Source organism: Streptomyces sp. NBC_01381 (genome assembly GCF_026340305.1).
Lineage (GTDB): Bacteria > Actinomycetota > Actinomycetes > Streptomycetales > Streptomycetaceae > Streptomyces.
Window position 1 is genome coordinate 3576842 of the sequence record NZ_JAPEPI010000001.1, and the last position, 16228, is coordinate 3593069.

Here is a 16228-nt window from a genome sequence, read left to right on the forward strand (position 1 = left end):
TCATGGCCCGGGTGGCGGTCTTTCGGCCAGCTCCGCCGCCTCGCCGCTGAACACGACCTCGCCCCTGCGCAGTTCGTGCACCACCACTGCCGTCCGGCTCGCGCGTTCGCGTACGCCGGGCGGCAGTCGCTGTTCCGCGGTGATCACGCAGGTGTCCGGGGCCAGGGTCATGAGGAGCTCGTACGTCCGGGACGCCACCGCCGGTGACATGCCCTGGGTGGGCTCGTCCACGAGGATCACCCGGGCCGGGGCCAGCAGGGCGCGGGAGAGGGCCAGCATGCGCTGCTCGCCGCCGGAGAGGGTGCCTGACCGGCGGGGGAGCAGGGCGCGAAGCTCGGGGTACGCGTCCAGGGCGGGGGCGAAGTCGCCCTTGGGGGCCGAAAGGCCGAGGTTCTCGCGGACCGTGAGGGTGCCGTAGATCGCCTGTCTGTCCGGTACGAAGCACAGGCCTCGCCTCGCGCGTTCGTGCGGGGTGAGCCGGGTGACGTCCCTGCCGTCCCAGGTGACGGTGCCCGCGGAGAGGGGGGCCGTGCCGGCCAGGGCGCGCAGGGCGGTGGTGCGGCCGGAGCCGTTGCGGCCGAGGAGGACGGTGAGGCCGTGGGGGTGGGCGGCGAGGGTCACGCCGTGCAGGGCTTCCAGGGGGCCGTAGCGGACGCGGGCCTGGTGGAGCGCGATGCCGGTGCTCATGGTGCTGCCCTGTGGAGCACTTCCGTCGGCGGGCCCGATGTGATGATGCGGCCCGCCGTCATGACGTGCACGGTGTCGGCCAGGTCCGCCACCAGGTCCAGGTCGTGCTCCACCACGAGCAGCGCCATGCCGTCCGCCGCGAGGGCGCGCAGGAGGCGGGTGAGGGCGGCCGCCTCGGCGGTGTCCAGGCCGGCCGCGGGCTCGTCCAGGAGGAGGGTGTGCGGGGTGCCCGCCAGGGCTCGCGCGAGTTCTACGCGTCGGAGGGTGCCGGTGGGGAGGTCCGCCGCGGGGTGGTGGCGGGTGGGGCCGTCCAGGGAGAGGAGGCGGAGGGCGTGGGTGGTGGCCTCCGGGGCGTCTGCCCGGCTCTGGTCCGCGGCGACTTGGACGTTCTCGGTGATGGTCAGGGACGGGAAGACCGACAGTTGCTGGAAGGTGCGGGCGATGCCGAGGCGGGTGCGGGTGTGGGCGGGGAGGTGGGTGATGTCGCGGTCGTCGAGGGTGATGCGGCCGGAGTCGGGGCGGAGGGTTCCGGCCAGGCAGTGGAAGAGGGTGCTCTTGCCCGCGCCGTTGGGGCCTACTACGGCGGTGATGTGGCCCGGGGGCACGGCCAGGGTTACGCGGTCCAGGGCGGTGAAGCCGTTGTAGGTGAGGGTGATGTCGTGGGCGGCGAGGGTTGCGGGAGCCTGGGGAGCGGTTACGGGGGTTTGGGGTGAGGAGCCGTCGCGCCCTTCGTTCGGTTGTGGGGCGGGGCCGCGCCGGTATGTCCGTACTCGCCATCTCGGTCTGAGCGGCTTGCTGCTGCGGCTGGGGAGTGCTTCGTACTGTGCTCCGTGCGGACATACCGACACGTCCCCTCCCGTCTCACGGGCGCCTGCCGGCCGGATCGACTTCCGGTCCGAGCGGGGATCGTCTCCGGTTCCCGTTCCGGTTCCGTCTCCGCGCTCGTCGCCCTCGCCAGGACCGTTCCCGGCTCCGGGACCGTCCCCTGTGCCGGGCCCGTCTCCCGTCGCGGGCCGGTCGCCTGTGCGGCTCCTGCTGCCCCTGCTGCCCTTGCTGTGGGCAGGCGTTCCGCAGGGCGAGTGGGGTCTCCCCTGCTCGAGCGAAGCCGAGAGCTTGGGGAAGGGTGGGCACAGCCCCAACTGCCGGGTGCCGATGGGCGTGGCGGTGAGCAAGGCCTCGCGGGCCCGCTTGCCCAAGGGGGTCAGCGTCGGATGCCGGGTCAGGCGGGCCGTCGCTGAGCGCAGAGCCTCGTAAGGACCGCCGGGGAAGCGGCCGATCAGTACCGCCAGGATGCCGATCAACGCCGCCGCCACACCGCCCCGCGCCCCCGCGTCCAGGCCCACCAGAAGCGCCGCCGCAACCAGCGCGCCCAGCAGGCTGTCCGCGCCCAGGACCAGTACCGCCGCGAACCAGAGGAGGCCGCGTACGGGGTCGTACGCGGCGGGGTCGAAGGCCCGCAGCCCCATGCCCAGCATTCCGCCGCCGAGAGCGGCAAGCGCCGCGCCCGCGACGAACGCGGTCAGCTTCAGGGTGCGGACCGGGACGCCCGAGGCCGCCGCCCCCGCCTCGTGGTCCCGCATCGCGGCCAGGGCGCGGCCCATGCGGCCCCGGCGAAGTGTCGTGGCGAAGAGCAGCGCCGCGGCGAGGAGGAGGAGTTCCAGTACGTAGTACGCGCGGTCCCCCGCGAAGCCCGCGGGGCGGTCCAGGTTCAGGCCCGACGTCGCGTACGGCTGCGCGAAGACGAAGCGGCTGACCCCGACGCCGACCGCGAACGTCGCGAGGGCGAGCGCCAGGCCGTGGCGGCTGATCGCGGGCCAGCCGGTGAGGAGGCCGAGGGGGGCCACGAGGAGGACGGCCACGGCAAGGGCGGGGAGATGGGGGAGTTCCGGCAGGCCGGGGAAGCGGCCCGCCGCGAGGAGAGCCGTGAACAGCGCGCCAAGCCCCGCGTACGCCGCCTGGCCCAGGGAGATCTGCCCTCCCCTGCCCGTGACGATCACCAGGGAGAGCAGGATCACCGCAAGGGCCGGGACCTGGACCGATGTCGTCAGGTCCGAGCCCGCGAAGCCCAGCGGGATGAGGAAGAGGACCACCGTCACTATCCACGCGCCGGGCGGAGTCGGCACGCGTGCTGTCGCCGTGCGCGGGAGCGTGGTCCGCGCGCCGATGCCGGGGAGCACCAGGGCCGCGACGAGCAGCGCCACCACGAAGAGGTTCGCGCCGAGCGCCTGGACCAACGGCTCCGCCCAGCCCGAGGGATGAAGGCGGGTCAGCTGGCTCTGGGCCACCCCGAGGCCCAGGGCCACCACGACCGCGACCGCCAGGCTCCGCATCCGCGCCGCCACCGCGACGGCCACCACTTCCATGACCAGGAGCGGCATGCCGTAGGGGTCGAGGCGTACGAAGGGGGCGAGCAGCGCTCCGGTGAGGCCGGCCGTGAACGCGCCGAACGCCCAGCCCGCCGCCGCCACCCGGTCCGCGTCGATACCGCCGAGGACGGCGAGGGACCGGTTGTCGACCACCGCCCGCAGCTCGCCGCCGAAGCGGGTCCAGCGGGTGACCGCCCAGACGGCCGCCGCGAGCGCCACGGTCACCGCCAGTTGGGCCCAGGGGTCCGACGAGACGAGCACGGGCGCGTCCGCCTTCGCCCCGGGGCCCCACAGCAGCGCGGCGCCCCCCACGAGGAGTACGAAGACGCCGATGGACGCCACCAGGGTCTGTGCCGGGTCGCTGCCGAGGACCGAAAGGGGGCGGAAGACCGCTCGCTCCAGGAGCAGGCCGATGGCCGGGGCGATGAGGAGGAGGGTGACCGTTGTCGCCAGCCAGAGCGGCCAGTTCCACTCGACCGTCAGCTCGCGCAGGACGTACGCACAGACCATCGCGATCGCCCCGTGCGCGAAGTTGAGCACGCCCGTCGCGCGGTACGTGACGATCAGGCCGATGCCGGTGAGGGCGGCCGCGCTGCCGACCGCGAGCCCGGCCAGCGTCAGGTCGTACGTCAGGGACGCCACCGGGTCAGTGCTCCGGGGACGGGGCGGCGGGGGCCTGTGGTTCGCAGATGGGGCAGGGGTCCAGGTCGCCGGTGGCCAGGATGCGGGCGTCCGCGGGTACGGCCTCCGGCTTGCCCGCGACCAGGGGGCAGTCGGCCCGGTGCCAGAGCGTGCCGCCGGGGATCATCAGGAGGTCGCCGCTGGTCGCGACGGGGGCCGGCTGTTCACTGACCGGGGGAGGCGCTCCCGCCGCCACGAGGAGGCCGTACAGCTCTTCCACGCGGGCCGCGGCCAGCGCGCTCCTGCCATGGGCGAAGAGCACCGCCCCTGCGATGATCAGCGCCGCGCCCGGCACCGTGCAGGACGCCAGATACGGCAGCTGCCGCTCGGCGAAGCGTTCACCCGACATGCCATACCAGCCGATCACGCTGAGCACGGCGCCGGCGGCGAGGGCGGCGAACGCCGTCCAGAGGATCGGGCGTACGGCGCGGAGCCGAGCCGTACGAGCTGTCCGAACCGGTTGAGCCGCCCGCATTTGGCCCCCTGGGACATGTCGTCACGTCGATGGGCTGTCCATGTCAGTCGATGGCTTGCACTATGCCTTCTGGAAGCTGACCCTGAAAGAACCGGGCCCTGATGGCTCGGACCGACACCCGGTGGTGAGCCAGATGGTTCTCTGGACCAGCCCCAGGCGGGGGATCGATCGCGAGCGGGGAAGGGCGCGGAGCGCGGCTTTGGCGGCTGCCGCGGTCCTGCTGATCGTTCCGGCCGCCGTGGCGTGCGGCGACGACAGCGGCGGGGGCGGCGAGAGCACCCCGCCGAAACCGTCGGCCGAGAAGTCCACGCAGCAACCCCCTTCGGACGACGCGACCGCGCCCGCGGACCCCGCGGCGGCCGAGAAGCAGGTCAAGGAGAACTGGGAGAAGTTCTTCGATCCCGCCACCTCCATGAAGGACAAGGAGGCCCTGCTCGAGAACGGCACGAAGATGCGCGCCGTCCTGGAGAGCTTCAGCGGTGACGAGCGCGGCGAGCAGGTCGGCGCCGAGGTGAACAAGGTCGAGTTCACCTCCGCGACCGAGGCGGATGTGACGTACGCGCTGACGTTGAAGGGAGCCACCGCGCTGCCCGACGCCTCGGGAACCTCGGTCAACCAGGACGACACCTGGAAGGTCTCCGTCAAGACCCTGTGCGCGCTGGTGAAGCTGAGCGGCAATGAGTCGCCCGGTCCGGGCTGTTGAGCTCCTCGCCGTATCCGCGCTGCTCGTCGTGGTGGCCGGGTGCGGCAGCAGGCTGCCCGAGAGCGACTTCGAGGACCGGGCCACGGCCCCCGTCCCGTCGGGGGAGGGGGGTGCGCCGATCCCCGTCGGCATCATCACCAGCGCCACGAGCCCGGTCGGCGGCTCCGCGTTCACCGGGCCGCGGGACGGGGCGAAGGCGTACTTCGAGCGGCTGAACGAGCGCGGCGGCATCGACGGGCGCAAGGTCGAGGTGCACACCTGTGACGACGGCGGCAGCGGCGTCGGCAACAACGAGTGCGTGCACCAGCTGGTCGACGAGGAGGAGGTTGTCGCCCTTGTCGCCACCACGTCGATGGAGTACGCCGGGGCCGCCCGCGTCTCCGGCGCGCGCGTGCCCGACATCGGGGGACAGCCGATCGGGTCCGCGTACGACACGTATCCGCATCTGTACGGGATCTACGGCAGCCTCGCGCCGAGGGACGGGAAGCCGGGCTGGGACGGCAAGCTGTACGGCGGCACCGAGGTCTACCGCTACTTCAAGCGGGAGCAGGGGGCACGGACCGCCGCCGTCGTCTCCTACAACCAGTCCGCGTCGGCCGCCTACGCCCGGCTCGTCAAACGCGGCCTGGAGGCCGAGGGCTACAAGGTGGTCACCGAGCAGGTCGACTTCGCGCTGCCCAACTTCCGCGCCGCGGCGGCCGACCTGAAGGAACAGGGCGCCGACCTCGTCTTCGACGCGATGGACACGCACGGCAACGCCCAGCTGTGCGAGGCGATGGACGACGTCGGCGCGAAGGTCACCGCCAAGGTGACCAACGTGCAGAACTGGACATCCTCCGTCGCCGACGACTACAAGGACGCGCCGCGCTGCCGCAACGCCCTGTGGGCCACCGGAGCGAGCCGCAACTACGAGGACGAGGACCAGCCGGAAGTACGCGCGTTCCGTGCCGCCCTGAAGGGCAAGGCGCTCTCCCAGTGGCACCTCGAGGGCTGGGCCGCCGCCCTGTGGTTCACGGACGCGGCGAAGTCCTGCCGGGGCGACGTCACGCGCGCGTGCGTCGACCGCTTCATGAACCGCGGTGAGCCGTACACCGCGCGCGGGCTGCTGCTCCCGGTGACCTACGAACAGCGGGCCGAACCGCCGAAGACCCGCAGGACGTGTCTGTCCGTGGCCCGCTGGAAGGACAGTGAGGGCTGGGTCACACAAGGCGAGATGGACAAGAACTGCTTCGAGGTGCCCCAGCTCTCCTACCAGCCATGATGCGTGTGCCTGCCAAGAAGTTCCCGAAGGCGACTATCGATGGCGCAACTGTTGGGGAACAAGATGATGATGAAACCCAACCCTCTGGCGGGATTCCCCGTCTAACCCTGCGGTAGGCGGACGAGACGGACTGTCCGCGGGGTAGCGGGGGATACGGGGACGCATGCACATCTCTTTCCTGATTCACAACGCGTATGGAATCGGCGGGACGATCCGGACGACGTACAACTTGGCGAACACCCTCGCCGAGCAGCACGACGTCGAGATCGTCTCCGTCTTCCGGCACCGGGACGAACCCGTCTTCGCCCCGGACCCACGCGTCGCGCTCAGCCACCTCGTGGACATGCGCAAGGAGAGCCCCGGTTTCGAAGGGCAGGACCCCGACGCCCTGTTGCCCGCCCGTACGTTCCCTGCCGCGGAAGGGCGTTACGACCAGTACAGCGCCCTCACCGACCGGCGCATCGCCGAGCATCTGGCATCGGTGAGCGCCGATGTGGTGGTCGGGACGCGCCCCGGGCTCAATGTGCACATCGCGCGTGAGACCGCGCGCGGACCGCTGCGCGTGGGCCAGGAGCACCTCACGCTCGACAGCCACTCCAAGGAACTGCGCCGCCAGTTGCGCAGCGTCTACCCCCGCCTCGACGTCCTGACCACGACGACCGAGGCCGACGCCCGCGCCTACCGCCGCAAGATGCGGCTGCCCGGCGTCCATGTCCAGGCCGTGCCCAACCCTGTGCCCGCGCCGGGCATCGAGCCCGCCGACGGCTCCCACAAATGGGTCGTCGCGGCCGGGCGGCTCGCCCCCGTCAAGCGGTACGACCTGCTGATCAGGGCCTTCGACAAGGTGCGGCGCGAGCGCCCCGACTGGCGCCTTCGGATCTACGGCGGCGGCAAGCAGAAGGAGAAGCTGCGCGCCCTGATCGATGAACTCGGCCTCTACAACCACGTGTTCCTGATGGGCCCCGCCCACCCCATCGAGCCCGAGTGGGCCAAGGGCTCCATCGCGGCCGTCACCTCCAGCCTGGAGTCCTTCGGCATGACGATCGTGGAGGCGATGCGCTGCGGCCTGCCCGTCGTCGCCACCGACTGTCCGCACGGGCCCGGCGAAATCATCGACAACGGTGTCGACGGGCGCCTCGTCGAGGTCGGCAACACCGACGCGATCGCGGGCGGACTGCTCGAACTGATCAACAACGACTCGCTGCGGCAGCGGATGGCGGGTGCGGCGCTCCAGGACTCCGAACGCTTCGACCCGGCCCGGATAGCCGAGCGCTACGACGCGATGTTCAGCGGAATGCTCGCCCGCGGCAGCTCGTTCGGCGGCCGGATGCGCGGCTCGCTGCACCGCACGCGCGGCGCGCTGCTCGGCGGTGCGTACGCCCTGCGGGACATCGGACACGGCATACAGACGAAGGGATCCCCCGCATGACGGCCTTGGCCACCTCGGACGCCTCGACGCCCTGTGACGCCGGGAGCGGGCAGGATGTGGCCGCGGCACCGCGCGCCGACTGCATAGCCGACTCGGCGGGCGGTCTGACCTTCGACGTCACCGACCCGGGCGGGGCGGGCTCGGCCCATCTGCTCCTTCGCCGCCGCGAGGCCGCGTCCCCTGATGAGGACGTGTGGCTTCCGCTGTCCCCGGGCGGCGACGGCAGGCTGCGGGCCGCGCTGCCCAGCAGCGTCGAGCTTGCCGAGGGCCGCTGGAACGCCTACGCGCAGGTCGAGGGCGGCACACCGCGCCGCCTCGCGCCGGGCGTGAACGACCTGCGCTCACTGGTCGACCGCGCGCCGAGCGGCGCCCGCGGCCACATCGCCGTACGCATTCCGTACGCCACCAAGCAGGGCAACCTCTCCGTACGCAGCTGGCTGCGCGCCCCGCACGCGGAGATCGGCGAGATCGAGATCACCGGCGCCGCGGTCACCGTGCGCGGGCGGGTCTACGGCACCGCGGTGACGGGCGCCGCGTACGCCGAGGCGACCCGCAGGGCCGAGCCCGACCGGGTGGAGAGCTGTGAACTGACCGCCGACGGGCCCGAGTTCGGCTTCGGCCTTCGCTGCGACCGGCTCGCCGAGAGCGGCCCGGGGCCGTGGGACCTCTGGCTGCGCCCGCTGGGGGAGAGCGGGCCCCGGATCCGCCTGGCCCGGCTCCTGGACGACGTACCGGACAAGAAGCCGATCTTCACGTACCCGGCGGCGCGGATCGAGACGGCGGCGCACGGGCCGCTTGAGGCGGGCCCGTACTACACGAACGACAACGACCTCTCGGTACGGATTCGCGAGGCGAGTGTGATCGGGGGCTGACTCCTTCCGCCCTCGTCGAGGACAGTGGCTGTCCGCGACGCCGGGCACAATCACCCCCATGTTGGAGACCTCCGCACGACTGCTCCGCCTGCTCTCGCTGCTGCAGGCCCACCGCGACTGGTCGGGGGCTGACCTGGCCGACCGGCTCGGCGTCACCCCGCGCACCGTCCGCCGTGACGTGGACCGGCTGCGCGAGCTCGGCTACCCCGTCAACGCGAGCCCCGGCACGGGCGGCGGCTACCAACTGGGGGCGGGCGCCCAGCTGCCGCCGCTGCTCCTGGACGACGACGAGGCGGTCGCGGTGGCGGTGGGCCTGCGCACCGCCGCGGGGCAGGGCATCGAGGGCATCGGTGAGAGCTCCGTACGCGCCCTGACCAAGCTGGAGCAGGTGCTGCCCGACAGGCTGCGGCGCCGGGTCGGCGCGCTGAACGCCTTCACCGTGCCGATGCTCAGGCCGCAGCGGCAGCAGGCCGTCGACCCCGCTGTCCTCACCGAACTCGCGAACGCCTGCCGGGACTCGGAGCGGCTGCGCTTCGACTACCGCGACCACGGCGGCAGTTCGAGCCGCCGCACCGTCGAACCGCACCGCCTCGTCTGCACCGAGCAGCGCTGGTATCTGGTCGCCTGGGACGTGGACCGCGACGACTGGCGCACGTTCCGCGCGGACCGCGTCGAGCCGAGACCGCCGCACGGCCCGCGCTTCACCCCGCGCACCCCGCCCGCCGACGACCTCGCCGCGTACGTCTCCAAGGGCGTCTCCACCCGTGCGTACGCCGCGCAGGCGGTGATCCGGCTGCTCGTGCCCCTGGAGGCGGCGGCCGGGCGGATCACCCCGTCGGACGGGACGCTGGAGGCCGAGAGCGAGGGGAGCTGCCTGCTGCGCACGGGAGCCATGAGCCTGGACGTCATGGTGATCCATGTTCTGCTGATGGGCTTCGAGTTCGAGGTCGTCGAGCCGGCCGACCTCACCGGCCGGCTCAGCTCGGCGCGGGACCTGCTGAGCCGGGCTCTGGAGCGGGGGGCTCGGTCCGCGGAGCCGGCGGCCGGGCGTCCGGTGCCTTGAGCGCCGCGTACTCGGGATGGTGCAGATCGAACGCCGGGGACTCCGAGCGGATCCGGGGCAGCGTGACGAAGTTGTGCCTCGGCGCCGGGCAGGCGGTCGCCCACTCCAGGGAGCGGCCGTAGCCCCAGGGGTCGTCGACCTCGACCTTCTTGCCGTACTTGGCGGTCTTCCAGATGTTGTAGAGGAACGGCAGCGTGGACATGCCGAGCAGGAACGCTCCGATCGACGAGATGGTGTTGAGCGCGGTGAAGCCGTCCGCCGCCAGGTAGTCCGCGTAACGGCGCGGCATGCCCTCGGCGCCCAGCCAGTGCTGCACCAGGAACGTCGTGTGGAAGCCGACGAAGAGCGTCCAGAAGTGGATCTTTCCGAGCCGTTCGTCCAGCAGCTTCCCGGTGAGCTTCGGCCACCAGAAGTAGAAGCCGCCGAAGGTCGCGAAGACGACGGTGCCGAAGACGACGTAGTGGAAGTGCGCCACCACGAAGTACGAGTCGGTGACGTGGAAGTCCAGGGGCGGCGAGGCCAGGATGACGCCCGTCAGGCCGCCGAAGAGGAAGCTCACCAGGAAGCCGACCGCCCACAGCATCGGTGTCTCGAAGGACAGCGAGCCCTTGAGCATCGTCCCCGTCCAGTTGAAGAACTTCACCCCGGTGGGCACCGCGATCAGGAAGGACATGAAGGAGAAGAAGGGCAGCAGGACCGCGCCCGTCGCGAACATGTGGTGCGCCCACACGACGACCGAGAGTCCGGTGATGGCCATCGTCGCGCCGACCAGCGTCACATAGCCGAAGATCGGCTTCCTGCTGAACACCGGGATGATCTCGCTGATGATCCCGAAGAACGGCAGCGCGATGATGTAGACCTCGGGATGCCCGAAGAACCAGAAGAGGTGCTGCCACAGCAGCGCACCGCCGTTCTCCGAGGCGAACACCATGGAGTGGAAGCGCCGGTCCGCCTCCAGGACGAGCAGCGCGGCCGCGAGCACCGGGAACGCGATGAGCACCAGGATCGACGTAAACAGCACATTCCAGGTGAAGATGGGCATCCGGAACATCGTCATTCCGGGCGCCCGCATCCCGATGATGGTCGTCAGGAAGTTCACGGAGCCGAGGATCGTGCCGAACCCGGAGAGCGCGAGCCCCATGATCCACAGGTCGGCGCCGATGCCCGGCGACCGCTCCAGGCTGTTGAGCGGGGCGTAGGCGAACCAGCCGAAGGCGGCGGGCCCGCTCGGCACGAGCAGTGAGCCGAGCACCATCAGGCCGCCGAAGAGGAACAGCCAGTACGAGAGCATGTTCAGGCGTGGGAAGGCGACGTCGGGCGCGCCGATCTGCAGCGGCATGATCTCGTTGGCGAAGCCCGCGAAGGTCGGGGTCGCGAAGAGCAGCAGCATGATCGTGCCGTGCAGGGTGAACATCTGGTTGAACTCGTTGTTCGACATCAGCTGCAGCCCGGGGCGGGCGAGCTCGGCCCGCATCATCAGCGCCATCACGCCGGCGGCCAGGAAGAACACGAACGACGTGATCAGGTACAGATGACCGATCTTCTTGTGGTCGGTGGTGGTCAGCCAGTCCACGAGGACCCGGCCAAGACGCCTCTCCCGGACCGGTGGTGCCGCCGCCTGTGCGGTCTCAGTCCCCATCGCCTGCCCCTTCGCCGTCGCGCCCTGGGCCTGACCGAAGCACCCGCCATGATGCTCGCGTCACACCCGACTCCGACAGAGGGCGTACCGGCCCGCTGTGCCGGAACCCTGAATTCCCTATGCGGCGTCACATCCTGTGGACCGACCACGATTCGGAAATGCGGAGGGTCTGTAAAGGCAACTCGCCGACCTTTTGGCCGCCCCATTCGCGCCGTATCAGAAGTGTCTCGGGGAGCCTGTGGGAAATCCATGAATCACTTCCGGACGCGTACGGAACCGCCCGTACGTGTGACGGACTTCGGGTGAAACGGGCGTCGTGATGCTGTGACAAAAGCGTGACCGGGGTGGGATAGGTGACGCATGGTGTCCGGCCCCGGCCTTCCCCGGCGGGGCCGCGCCGCCTAACGTGGCGGCCATGGCACCTATTCCGACCCCTCCCGCCGAACCCCAGGACACTCCGGACGCCTACGTCGGCCTGGCCGCCGAAGGCGCCGAGCGGCAGGCCCGCGAGCGTGGCTGGTCCACCGTCAGGTCGCTGCCGCCGGGCGCGATCATCACCATGGAGTACCTCGCGGGGCGGCTCAACTTCGAGGTCAAGGAAGGCGTCGTGATCCGCTGCTGGAAGGGCTGAAGGCCGCTTCCGGCCGACCGCGCGCACGGCGAAGGCCCCGGCTCCTGTGAGGGAACCGGGGCCTTCGCCGTGCGGGGGTGTGGTTGTGCGTACCGTCCCCGCTGCTAGGAGGTCGGACCGCCCGCCATCGGGCGGGCCGACGATGCGGGGCGCGAGCCCCGCTCGGAGTGCGGCGGGCGGCGGCTGCCCGCCGGGGTGACCGGGCTGCGCTCGGAGCGCGGTGTGTGCGGTCCCGGCGCGAGGTAGGCCGGGGCGCGGGCGGGGCGCGTGGCGCCGACCGGCTCGAGGACCGGCGGCTCGTCGACCGGCCCACCGGGGTGCGGCACGGGCGCGGGCAGCGGGGCGGCCGGGGCCGCGGCACCGGTGCGACGCTCGCGCCAGCTCTCCCGCAGGCTGAAGATCCAGCCCTCGATCCGGGCGATCAGCGGCTCCACCCAGGGCAGGGCGAGCAGGATCAGCAGACCGGCGGCCCAGCCGAGCAGCACATCGCTCAGCCAGTGCGTACCGAGGTAGACGGTGGTCAGACCCACGCTGAGGGAGACCACGGCGGAGAGCGCCGACAGATAGCGGCGGGTGACCGGGGTGGAGGCAAGGTAGGCCAGGATTCCCCAGGTCACGACCGCGTTGGCGGTGTGGCCGCTGGGGAATATATCGCCGCCGAGCCCCATCTCGTGGGCGCCGATCGTGGTGGCGTAGTGCGGGCCGAGGCGGCCCATGCCGATCTTGGCCGCGCCGACGGTGACGTTGAGCAGCAGCAGGGAGGCGCCGAACATCAGGAGCGGGCGGATGGTGTGCTGCCGCCAGGAGCGCCAGCCCAGCCAGGCCGCGACCATCACGGCGGTCGGGCCGCGCTGGCCGAGGACCACCCAGTAGTCGAGGAACGCGTGGATCTCGGGCCACTGCTGATAGGGCCGGAAGAACATGACCTGCCAGTCGAACCGCACCAGCCAAGAAGTGGTCAGCACGGCGACCACGATGGCGAGGTAGAAGGCCAGGGTCGCGCTGAAGAGCACGATCCGGTGCCTGCTCATCCTCGGCACATCGAGGCCGGCCGGTCGCTCCGGCTCACGGTCTAGCCGGGCGAAGACCCGATCCAGACGGGTGAGGTTTCGTTCGGTACGCACTCAATCGACGTTACAGCGAGTGAGTGCGGAACTAGGCCGAATCAGTGGCTTTGTGATGACGATGTGATGTGGCATTGATCTCAGACGGGGACTTATTCCCTGCCTTTCCCTATTCCGCGACGATCTCCTTACCCAATTCTTTGATCATTATCGCAGCAGTTTTATGGCGCTTATTTATTCGTTCACCGGGACCTGGTCCGGAATTTTCCCCTCGATCACCGGAGGAGCGAGTTGATGATCATGGAGGTCCCGAGCCGTTGAGCCAGAACGCCCCGTACACCGCGCTCGCCACGGCCACACCCCCGAGCACCAGCGCCGACCTGGACGTACGCAGCCGGGCGAGGGCCACCGCGAGCGGCAGGAGCAGCGGGAACGCGGGCAGCAGGAGGCGCGGCTTCGAGCCGAAGTAGCCGGCCGCGCACAGGGCGAGCGCGACGACGATGCCCGTGTAGACGAGAAGCGGCAGTGGCTGCTTCTGGCGTACGCCGATGACGTACAGCCAGATCAGCAGGGCGACCCCGATGATCAGGCCGACGCCGGCCAGGGCCGCGGGGAAGCCGGTGAACTTGTCGCCGATGAAGCGGGCGAAGGCGTAACCGAAGTCGAAGCCGTTGCCCCACCCGGCCTGGACGTCGAGATAGCCGAAGAGACCGTCGCCGGTGCGGTGGCCCACCCAGAGCACATATCCCGCGGCGCCGAGCGGTGCCAGAAGCACCCCGAGGATCATCCGCGCGTCCGCCCGCCGCTCCCGGTGGACGCGGACGGCGGCCGTCACCCAGATCGCGGCGACCACCGCGGCGCCCACCGGGCGGGTGAGACCCGCGAGGGAGGCGAACACGCCCGCCCACACCCAGCGGCCCGTGAGCACCGCGTACAGCGACCAGGCCGCGAGCGCGGTGAACAGTGACTCGCTGTACGCCATCGACTGCACGATGCCGACCGGCAGCACCGCCCACAGCGCGACCGCGCAGATCCCCGCCCGGCGCCCGTACAGATGATCGGCGACCGCGAAGATCCCTCCGGCCGCGCAGAGCGACGCGAGCCAGCTCACCACCAGGCCCGCATCGGCGTACGACAACGGGCTGACCGCCGAGACGAGCCGCTCCAGCCAGGGAAGGAGTGGGAAGAACGCCAGGTTGGAGTGGACGCTGCCGTCCGGCAGCTTCACCTCCCAGCCGTAGCCGAACTCGGCGACGCGGGTGTACCAGAGCGAGTCCCAGCGGGCGGTGAGCAGCGTGTGCGGGCTCTTGCCCGCCGCAGCGCTCCACACCGCGAGGACCGCGATGCCCAGGGCGCGCACCCCGGCGTAGGCGAGGATCGCGGGCGCGGCACGGCGCAGCGCGGTCCCCGCGCGGGGACCGTACGAGGGCCGCGGCAGGCATTGATCGAGGTCGGTCACGGGCTCGATTATCGGCGTACGCAGGAACCGCGCGGCGGCCCGGGTGCGTGGTCCATGGGTGGGCGGCGTGGCGTACGCCACACGGTCTGCGCACAACCATGAGAGGTCCGCCACGCGCCACAGCCGTGAACTCGCGTACTCTGACGGCTCACTCGCCTTTCGCCGCCGCCAGCTGGGAGATCGCGTCCCGCGGGCCGCCGATGCGAGGGATCACTGGGAGGTATCGCACATGTCGGGGACAACCACGGCCACTGCTCCCTCCGGCCGTCGGGTGCCCAGGTCGCAGGAGGGCGCCAACCGCTGGCTGGTGCTCGTCGTCCTCTGCGTCAGCCTGCTGCTCGTCGCCGTCGACGCCACGGTGCTGCATGTCGCGGTGCCCGCCGTCACGGAGGACCTGAAGCCCGGCGGCATCGAGCTGCTGTGGATCGTCGACGTCTATCCACTGGTGTGCGCCTCGCTGCTCATCCTCTTCGGCACCCTCGGTGACCGGGTGGGCCGGCGGCGTGTGCTGCTGCTCGGATACGCACTCTTCGGCGTGGCCTCGGCCGTCGCGGCCACGGCGGACAACGCCCAGGTCCTGATCGCGGCCCGCGCCCTGCTCGGCGTCGGCGGCGCGATGATCATGCCCGCGACCCTCTCGATCCTCCGGCAGGTCTTCCCCGACCGGCGCGAGCGCGCCGTCGCCATCGGCGTGTGGAGCGCGGTGGCCGGCATCGGCGCCGCGGGCGGGCCGCTGCTCGGCGGCTTCCTGCTCGAGCACTTCTGGTGGGGCTCGGTCTTCCTCATAAATATCCCGCTGATGCTGGTCAGCCTGCCCATCGGGCGCTGGCTGCTCCCCGAGTCGACGGGCGACCGCAACGGACCGTGGGACGTCGTCGGCGCGCTGATGGCGGCGGGCGGCCTCTTTGGTCTGGTCTTCGCGGTGAAGCGCGCGGGCGGCGGCGAGTCGCCGTTCGGCATGACGACCCTCCTCGCGTTCACCGTCGGCACGGCCCTCCTGATCGGCTTCGTGCGCAGGCAGCGACGGCGCAAGCACCCGCTCATCGACCTGTCGATGTTCGCGCGGCCCGCGTTCTCCACCTCGCTCGGCTGCATCGTGCTCGCGATGCTCGCCCTGGTGGGCCTGGAACTGGTCGCAGCGCAGTATCTGCAGCTGGTGCTCGGCCTCTCCCCGCTGGAGACCGGCATGCGGCTCGTGCCGCTCACCGTCGCCGCGATGGCCGCCGGCCTTGCCGGATCGAAGCTGCTGCACCGCTTCGGCCCGCGCACGATGGTCGCCTCCGGCTTCACCCTCACCGCGGTGGCCGTGCTGGTGCTCACCGGCATGGGCGACAAGCTCAACGACCCGCTGCTCCTGATCAGCTTCGTGCTGCTCGGCCTCGGCCTGCAGACCACCCTGTTCGGCTCGTACGAGTCGATGCTCAGCGAGGCGCCCCCGTCGCAGGCGGGCGGCGCGGCCGCCATCGGCGAGACCTCGTACCAGCTGGGCGCGGGCATCGGCATCGCGCTGCTCGGCAGCGTCATGAACGCGGCGTACGCGCCGGGTCTCTCCTCCGTGCCCGGCGTCCCCGCCAAGGACAGCGGCGCCGCGGGGCACTCGCTCGGCGAGGCGTACGAGGTCGCGTCGCGGCTCGGCGGCAACGCGGGGGCCGCGCTGCGCAATGCCGCGCGCGAGTCCTTCGTGCACGGGCTGCATGTGACGCTGCTGGTCAGTGCGGGGCTGCTGCTGCTCGGCGCGCTGATGGCGCTGCGCCTGCCGCGGACCATGGAGTGCGGCGCGGCGGAGCCCGAGCCCGAGACTCAGCCCGAGCCTCAGCCCGAGCCGGGGATACCGGCGCCCCGTGACGCGACGGCGGTCGCCGCGGAGTCGGTCCGCTGACCCGGTGGACGCGCGGGAC

The 16228-nt window shown here is 71.4% G+C and carries 13 protein-coding genes; 7 read left to right on the forward strand and 6 right to left on the reverse strand.

All coding sequences use genetic code 11. The features are described from left to right. Genes OG453_RS16680 through OG453_RS16690 form a run of 3 tightly spaced genes read right to left on the reverse strand, consistent with a single transcriptional unit; the run spans nucleotide 1 to nucleotide 4209 of the window. Entirely contained in the window at nucleotides 1–687 is a 687-nt protein-coding gene (locus OG453_RS16680; RefSeq protein ID WP_266868646.1) for an ATP-binding cassette domain-containing protein, read from the reverse strand. Further along, on the reverse strand, nucleotides 684–3695 hold the full coding sequence (locus tag OG453_RS16685) for an ATP-binding cassette domain-containing protein (protein ID WP_266868648.1): 3012 nt from the start codon (nucleotides 3693–3695) through the stop codon (nucleotides 684–686). Before OG453_RS16685 ends, OG453_RS16680 begins: the two co-directional genes overlap by 4 nt. Before the next feature lie 4 nt (nucleotides 3696–3699). Then, nucleotides 3700–4209, reverse strand: a complete 510-nt coding sequence (locus tag OG453_RS16690; protein WP_266868650.1) for a hypothetical protein — start codon at nucleotides 4207–4209, stop codon at nucleotides 3700–3702. 133 nt (nucleotides 4210–4342) lie between these two features. Between OG453_RS16690 and OG453_RS16695 the strand changes: the two genes are divergently transcribed. The 5 genes from OG453_RS16695 (at nucleotide 4343) to OG453_RS16715 (ending at nucleotide 9537) form a co-directional block, all read left to right on the forward strand. Then, complete coding sequence (locus tag OG453_RS16695; protein ID WP_266868651.1) at nucleotides 4343–4912, forward strand: hypothetical protein; 570 nt, start codon at nucleotides 4343–4345, stop codon at nucleotides 4910–4912. Beyond that, nucleotides 4887–6173, forward strand: coding sequence for an ABC transporter substrate-binding protein (locus OG453_RS16700; protein WP_266868652.1), 1287 nt, complete (start codon nucleotides 4887–4889; stop codon nucleotides 6171–6173). The genes OG453_RS16695 and OG453_RS16700 overlap by 26 nt, the downstream gene beginning before the upstream one ends. Before the next feature lie 163 nt (nucleotides 6174–6336). Beyond that, nucleotides 6337–7602: a glycosyltransferase family 4 protein gene (locus OG453_RS16705; RefSeq protein ID WP_266868654.1), complete on the forward strand. Its 1266-nt coding sequence runs from the start codon at nucleotides 6337–6339 to the stop codon at nucleotides 7600–7602. Then, on the forward strand, nucleotides 7599–8474 hold the full coding sequence (locus OG453_RS16710) for a hypothetical protein (protein WP_266868655.1): 876 nt from the start codon (nucleotides 7599–7601) through the stop codon (nucleotides 8472–8474). Before OG453_RS16705 ends, OG453_RS16710 begins: the two co-directional genes overlap by 4 nt. Nucleotides 8475–8532: 58 nt before the next feature. Then, nucleotides 8533–9537 carry a YafY family protein gene (locus OG453_RS16715; protein ID WP_266868656.1) on the forward strand — a complete coding sequence of 335 codons (1005 nt, stop codon included), beginning with the start codon at nucleotides 8533–8535 and terminating at the stop codon, nucleotides 9535–9537. On the opposite strand, the gene ctaD is transcribed toward OG453_RS16715, so the two are convergent. Beyond that, nucleotides 9452–11176 (reverse strand): cytochrome c oxidase subunit I, encoded by a 1725-nt coding sequence (gene ctaD, locus OG453_RS16720; RefSeq protein ID WP_266868658.1) that lies wholly within the window; start codon nucleotides 11174–11176, stop codon nucleotides 9452–9454. The genes OG453_RS16715 and ctaD overlap by 86 nt on opposite strands. Nucleotides 11177–11591: 415 nt before the next feature. Between ctaD and OG453_RS16725 the strand changes: the two genes are divergently transcribed. Then, on the forward strand, nucleotides 11592–11807 hold the full coding sequence (locus OG453_RS16725; RefSeq protein WP_266868660.1) for an I78 family peptidase inhibitor: 216 nt from the start codon (nucleotides 11592–11594) through the stop codon (nucleotides 11805–11807). Nucleotides 11808–11911: 104 nt separating this feature from the next. Here the strand turns inward: OG453_RS16725 and OG453_RS16730 are convergent, their stop codons facing one another. Next, nucleotides 11912–12931 (reverse strand): phosphatase PAP2 family protein, encoded by a 1020-nt coding sequence (locus tag OG453_RS16730; protein ID WP_266868662.1) that lies wholly within the window; start codon nucleotides 12929–12931, stop codon nucleotides 11912–11914. A 238-nt stretch (nucleotides 12932–13169) separates the two neighbouring features. Beyond that, the gene (locus OG453_RS16735) at nucleotides 13170–14330 is read right to left on the reverse strand and encodes a glycosyltransferase family 39 protein (RefSeq protein ID WP_266868664.1); all 1161 of its coding nucleotides are present in this window, start codon (nucleotides 14328–14330) and stop codon (nucleotides 13170–13172) included. Between the two features lie 229 nt (nucleotides 14331–14559). Here OG453_RS16735 and OG453_RS16740 point away from each other — a divergent pair, with 229 nt between their 5' ends. Continuing rightward, on the forward strand, nucleotides 14560–16209 hold the full coding sequence (locus OG453_RS16740) for an MFS transporter (RefSeq protein WP_266868666.1): 1650 nt from the start codon (nucleotides 14560–14562) through the stop codon (nucleotides 16207–16209). Nucleotides 16210–16228: the final 19 nt, after the last annotated feature.

Excerpts from the sequence above, each read along its gene's own strand:
- OG453_RS16680 (WP_266868646.1), bottom strand. The coding sequence starts at position 687 with ATGAGCACCGGCATCGCGCTCCACCAGGCCCGCGTCCGCTACGGCCCC.
- OG453_RS16690 (WP_266868650.1), bottom strand. The coding sequence starts at position 4,209 with ATGCGGGCGGCTCAACCGGTTCGGACAGCTCGTACGGCTCGGCTCCGC.
- OG453_RS16715 (WP_266868656.1), top strand. The coding sequence starts at position 8,533 with ATGTTGGAGACCTCCGCACGACTGCTCCGCCTGCTCTCGCTGCTGCAG.
- OG453_RS16725 (WP_266868660.1), top strand. The coding sequence starts at position 11,592 with ATGGCACCTATTCCGACCCCTCCCGCCGAACCCCAGGACACTCCGGAC.
- OG453_RS16740 (WP_266868666.1), top strand. The coding sequence starts at position 14,560 with ATGTCGGGGACAACCACGGCCACTGCTCCCTCCGGCCGTCGGGTGCCC.
- ctaD (WP_266868658.1), bottom strand. The coding sequence starts at position 11,176 with ATGGGGACTGAGACCGCACAGGCGGCGGCACCACCGGTCCGGGAGAGG.
- OG453_RS16705 (WP_266868654.1), top strand. The coding sequence starts at position 6,337 with ATGCACATCTCTTTCCTGATTCACAACGCGTATGGAATCGGCGGGACG.
- OG453_RS16700 (WP_266868652.1), top strand. The coding sequence starts at position 4,887 with ATGAGTCGCCCGGTCCGGGCTGTTGAGCTCCTCGCCGTATCCGCGCTG.
- OG453_RS16710 (WP_266868655.1), top strand. The coding sequence starts at position 7,599 with ATGACGGCCTTGGCCACCTCGGACGCCTCGACGCCCTGTGACGCCGGG.
- OG453_RS16695 (WP_266868651.1), top strand. The coding sequence starts at position 4,343 with ATGGTTCTCTGGACCAGCCCCAGGCGGGGGATCGATCGCGAGCGGGGA.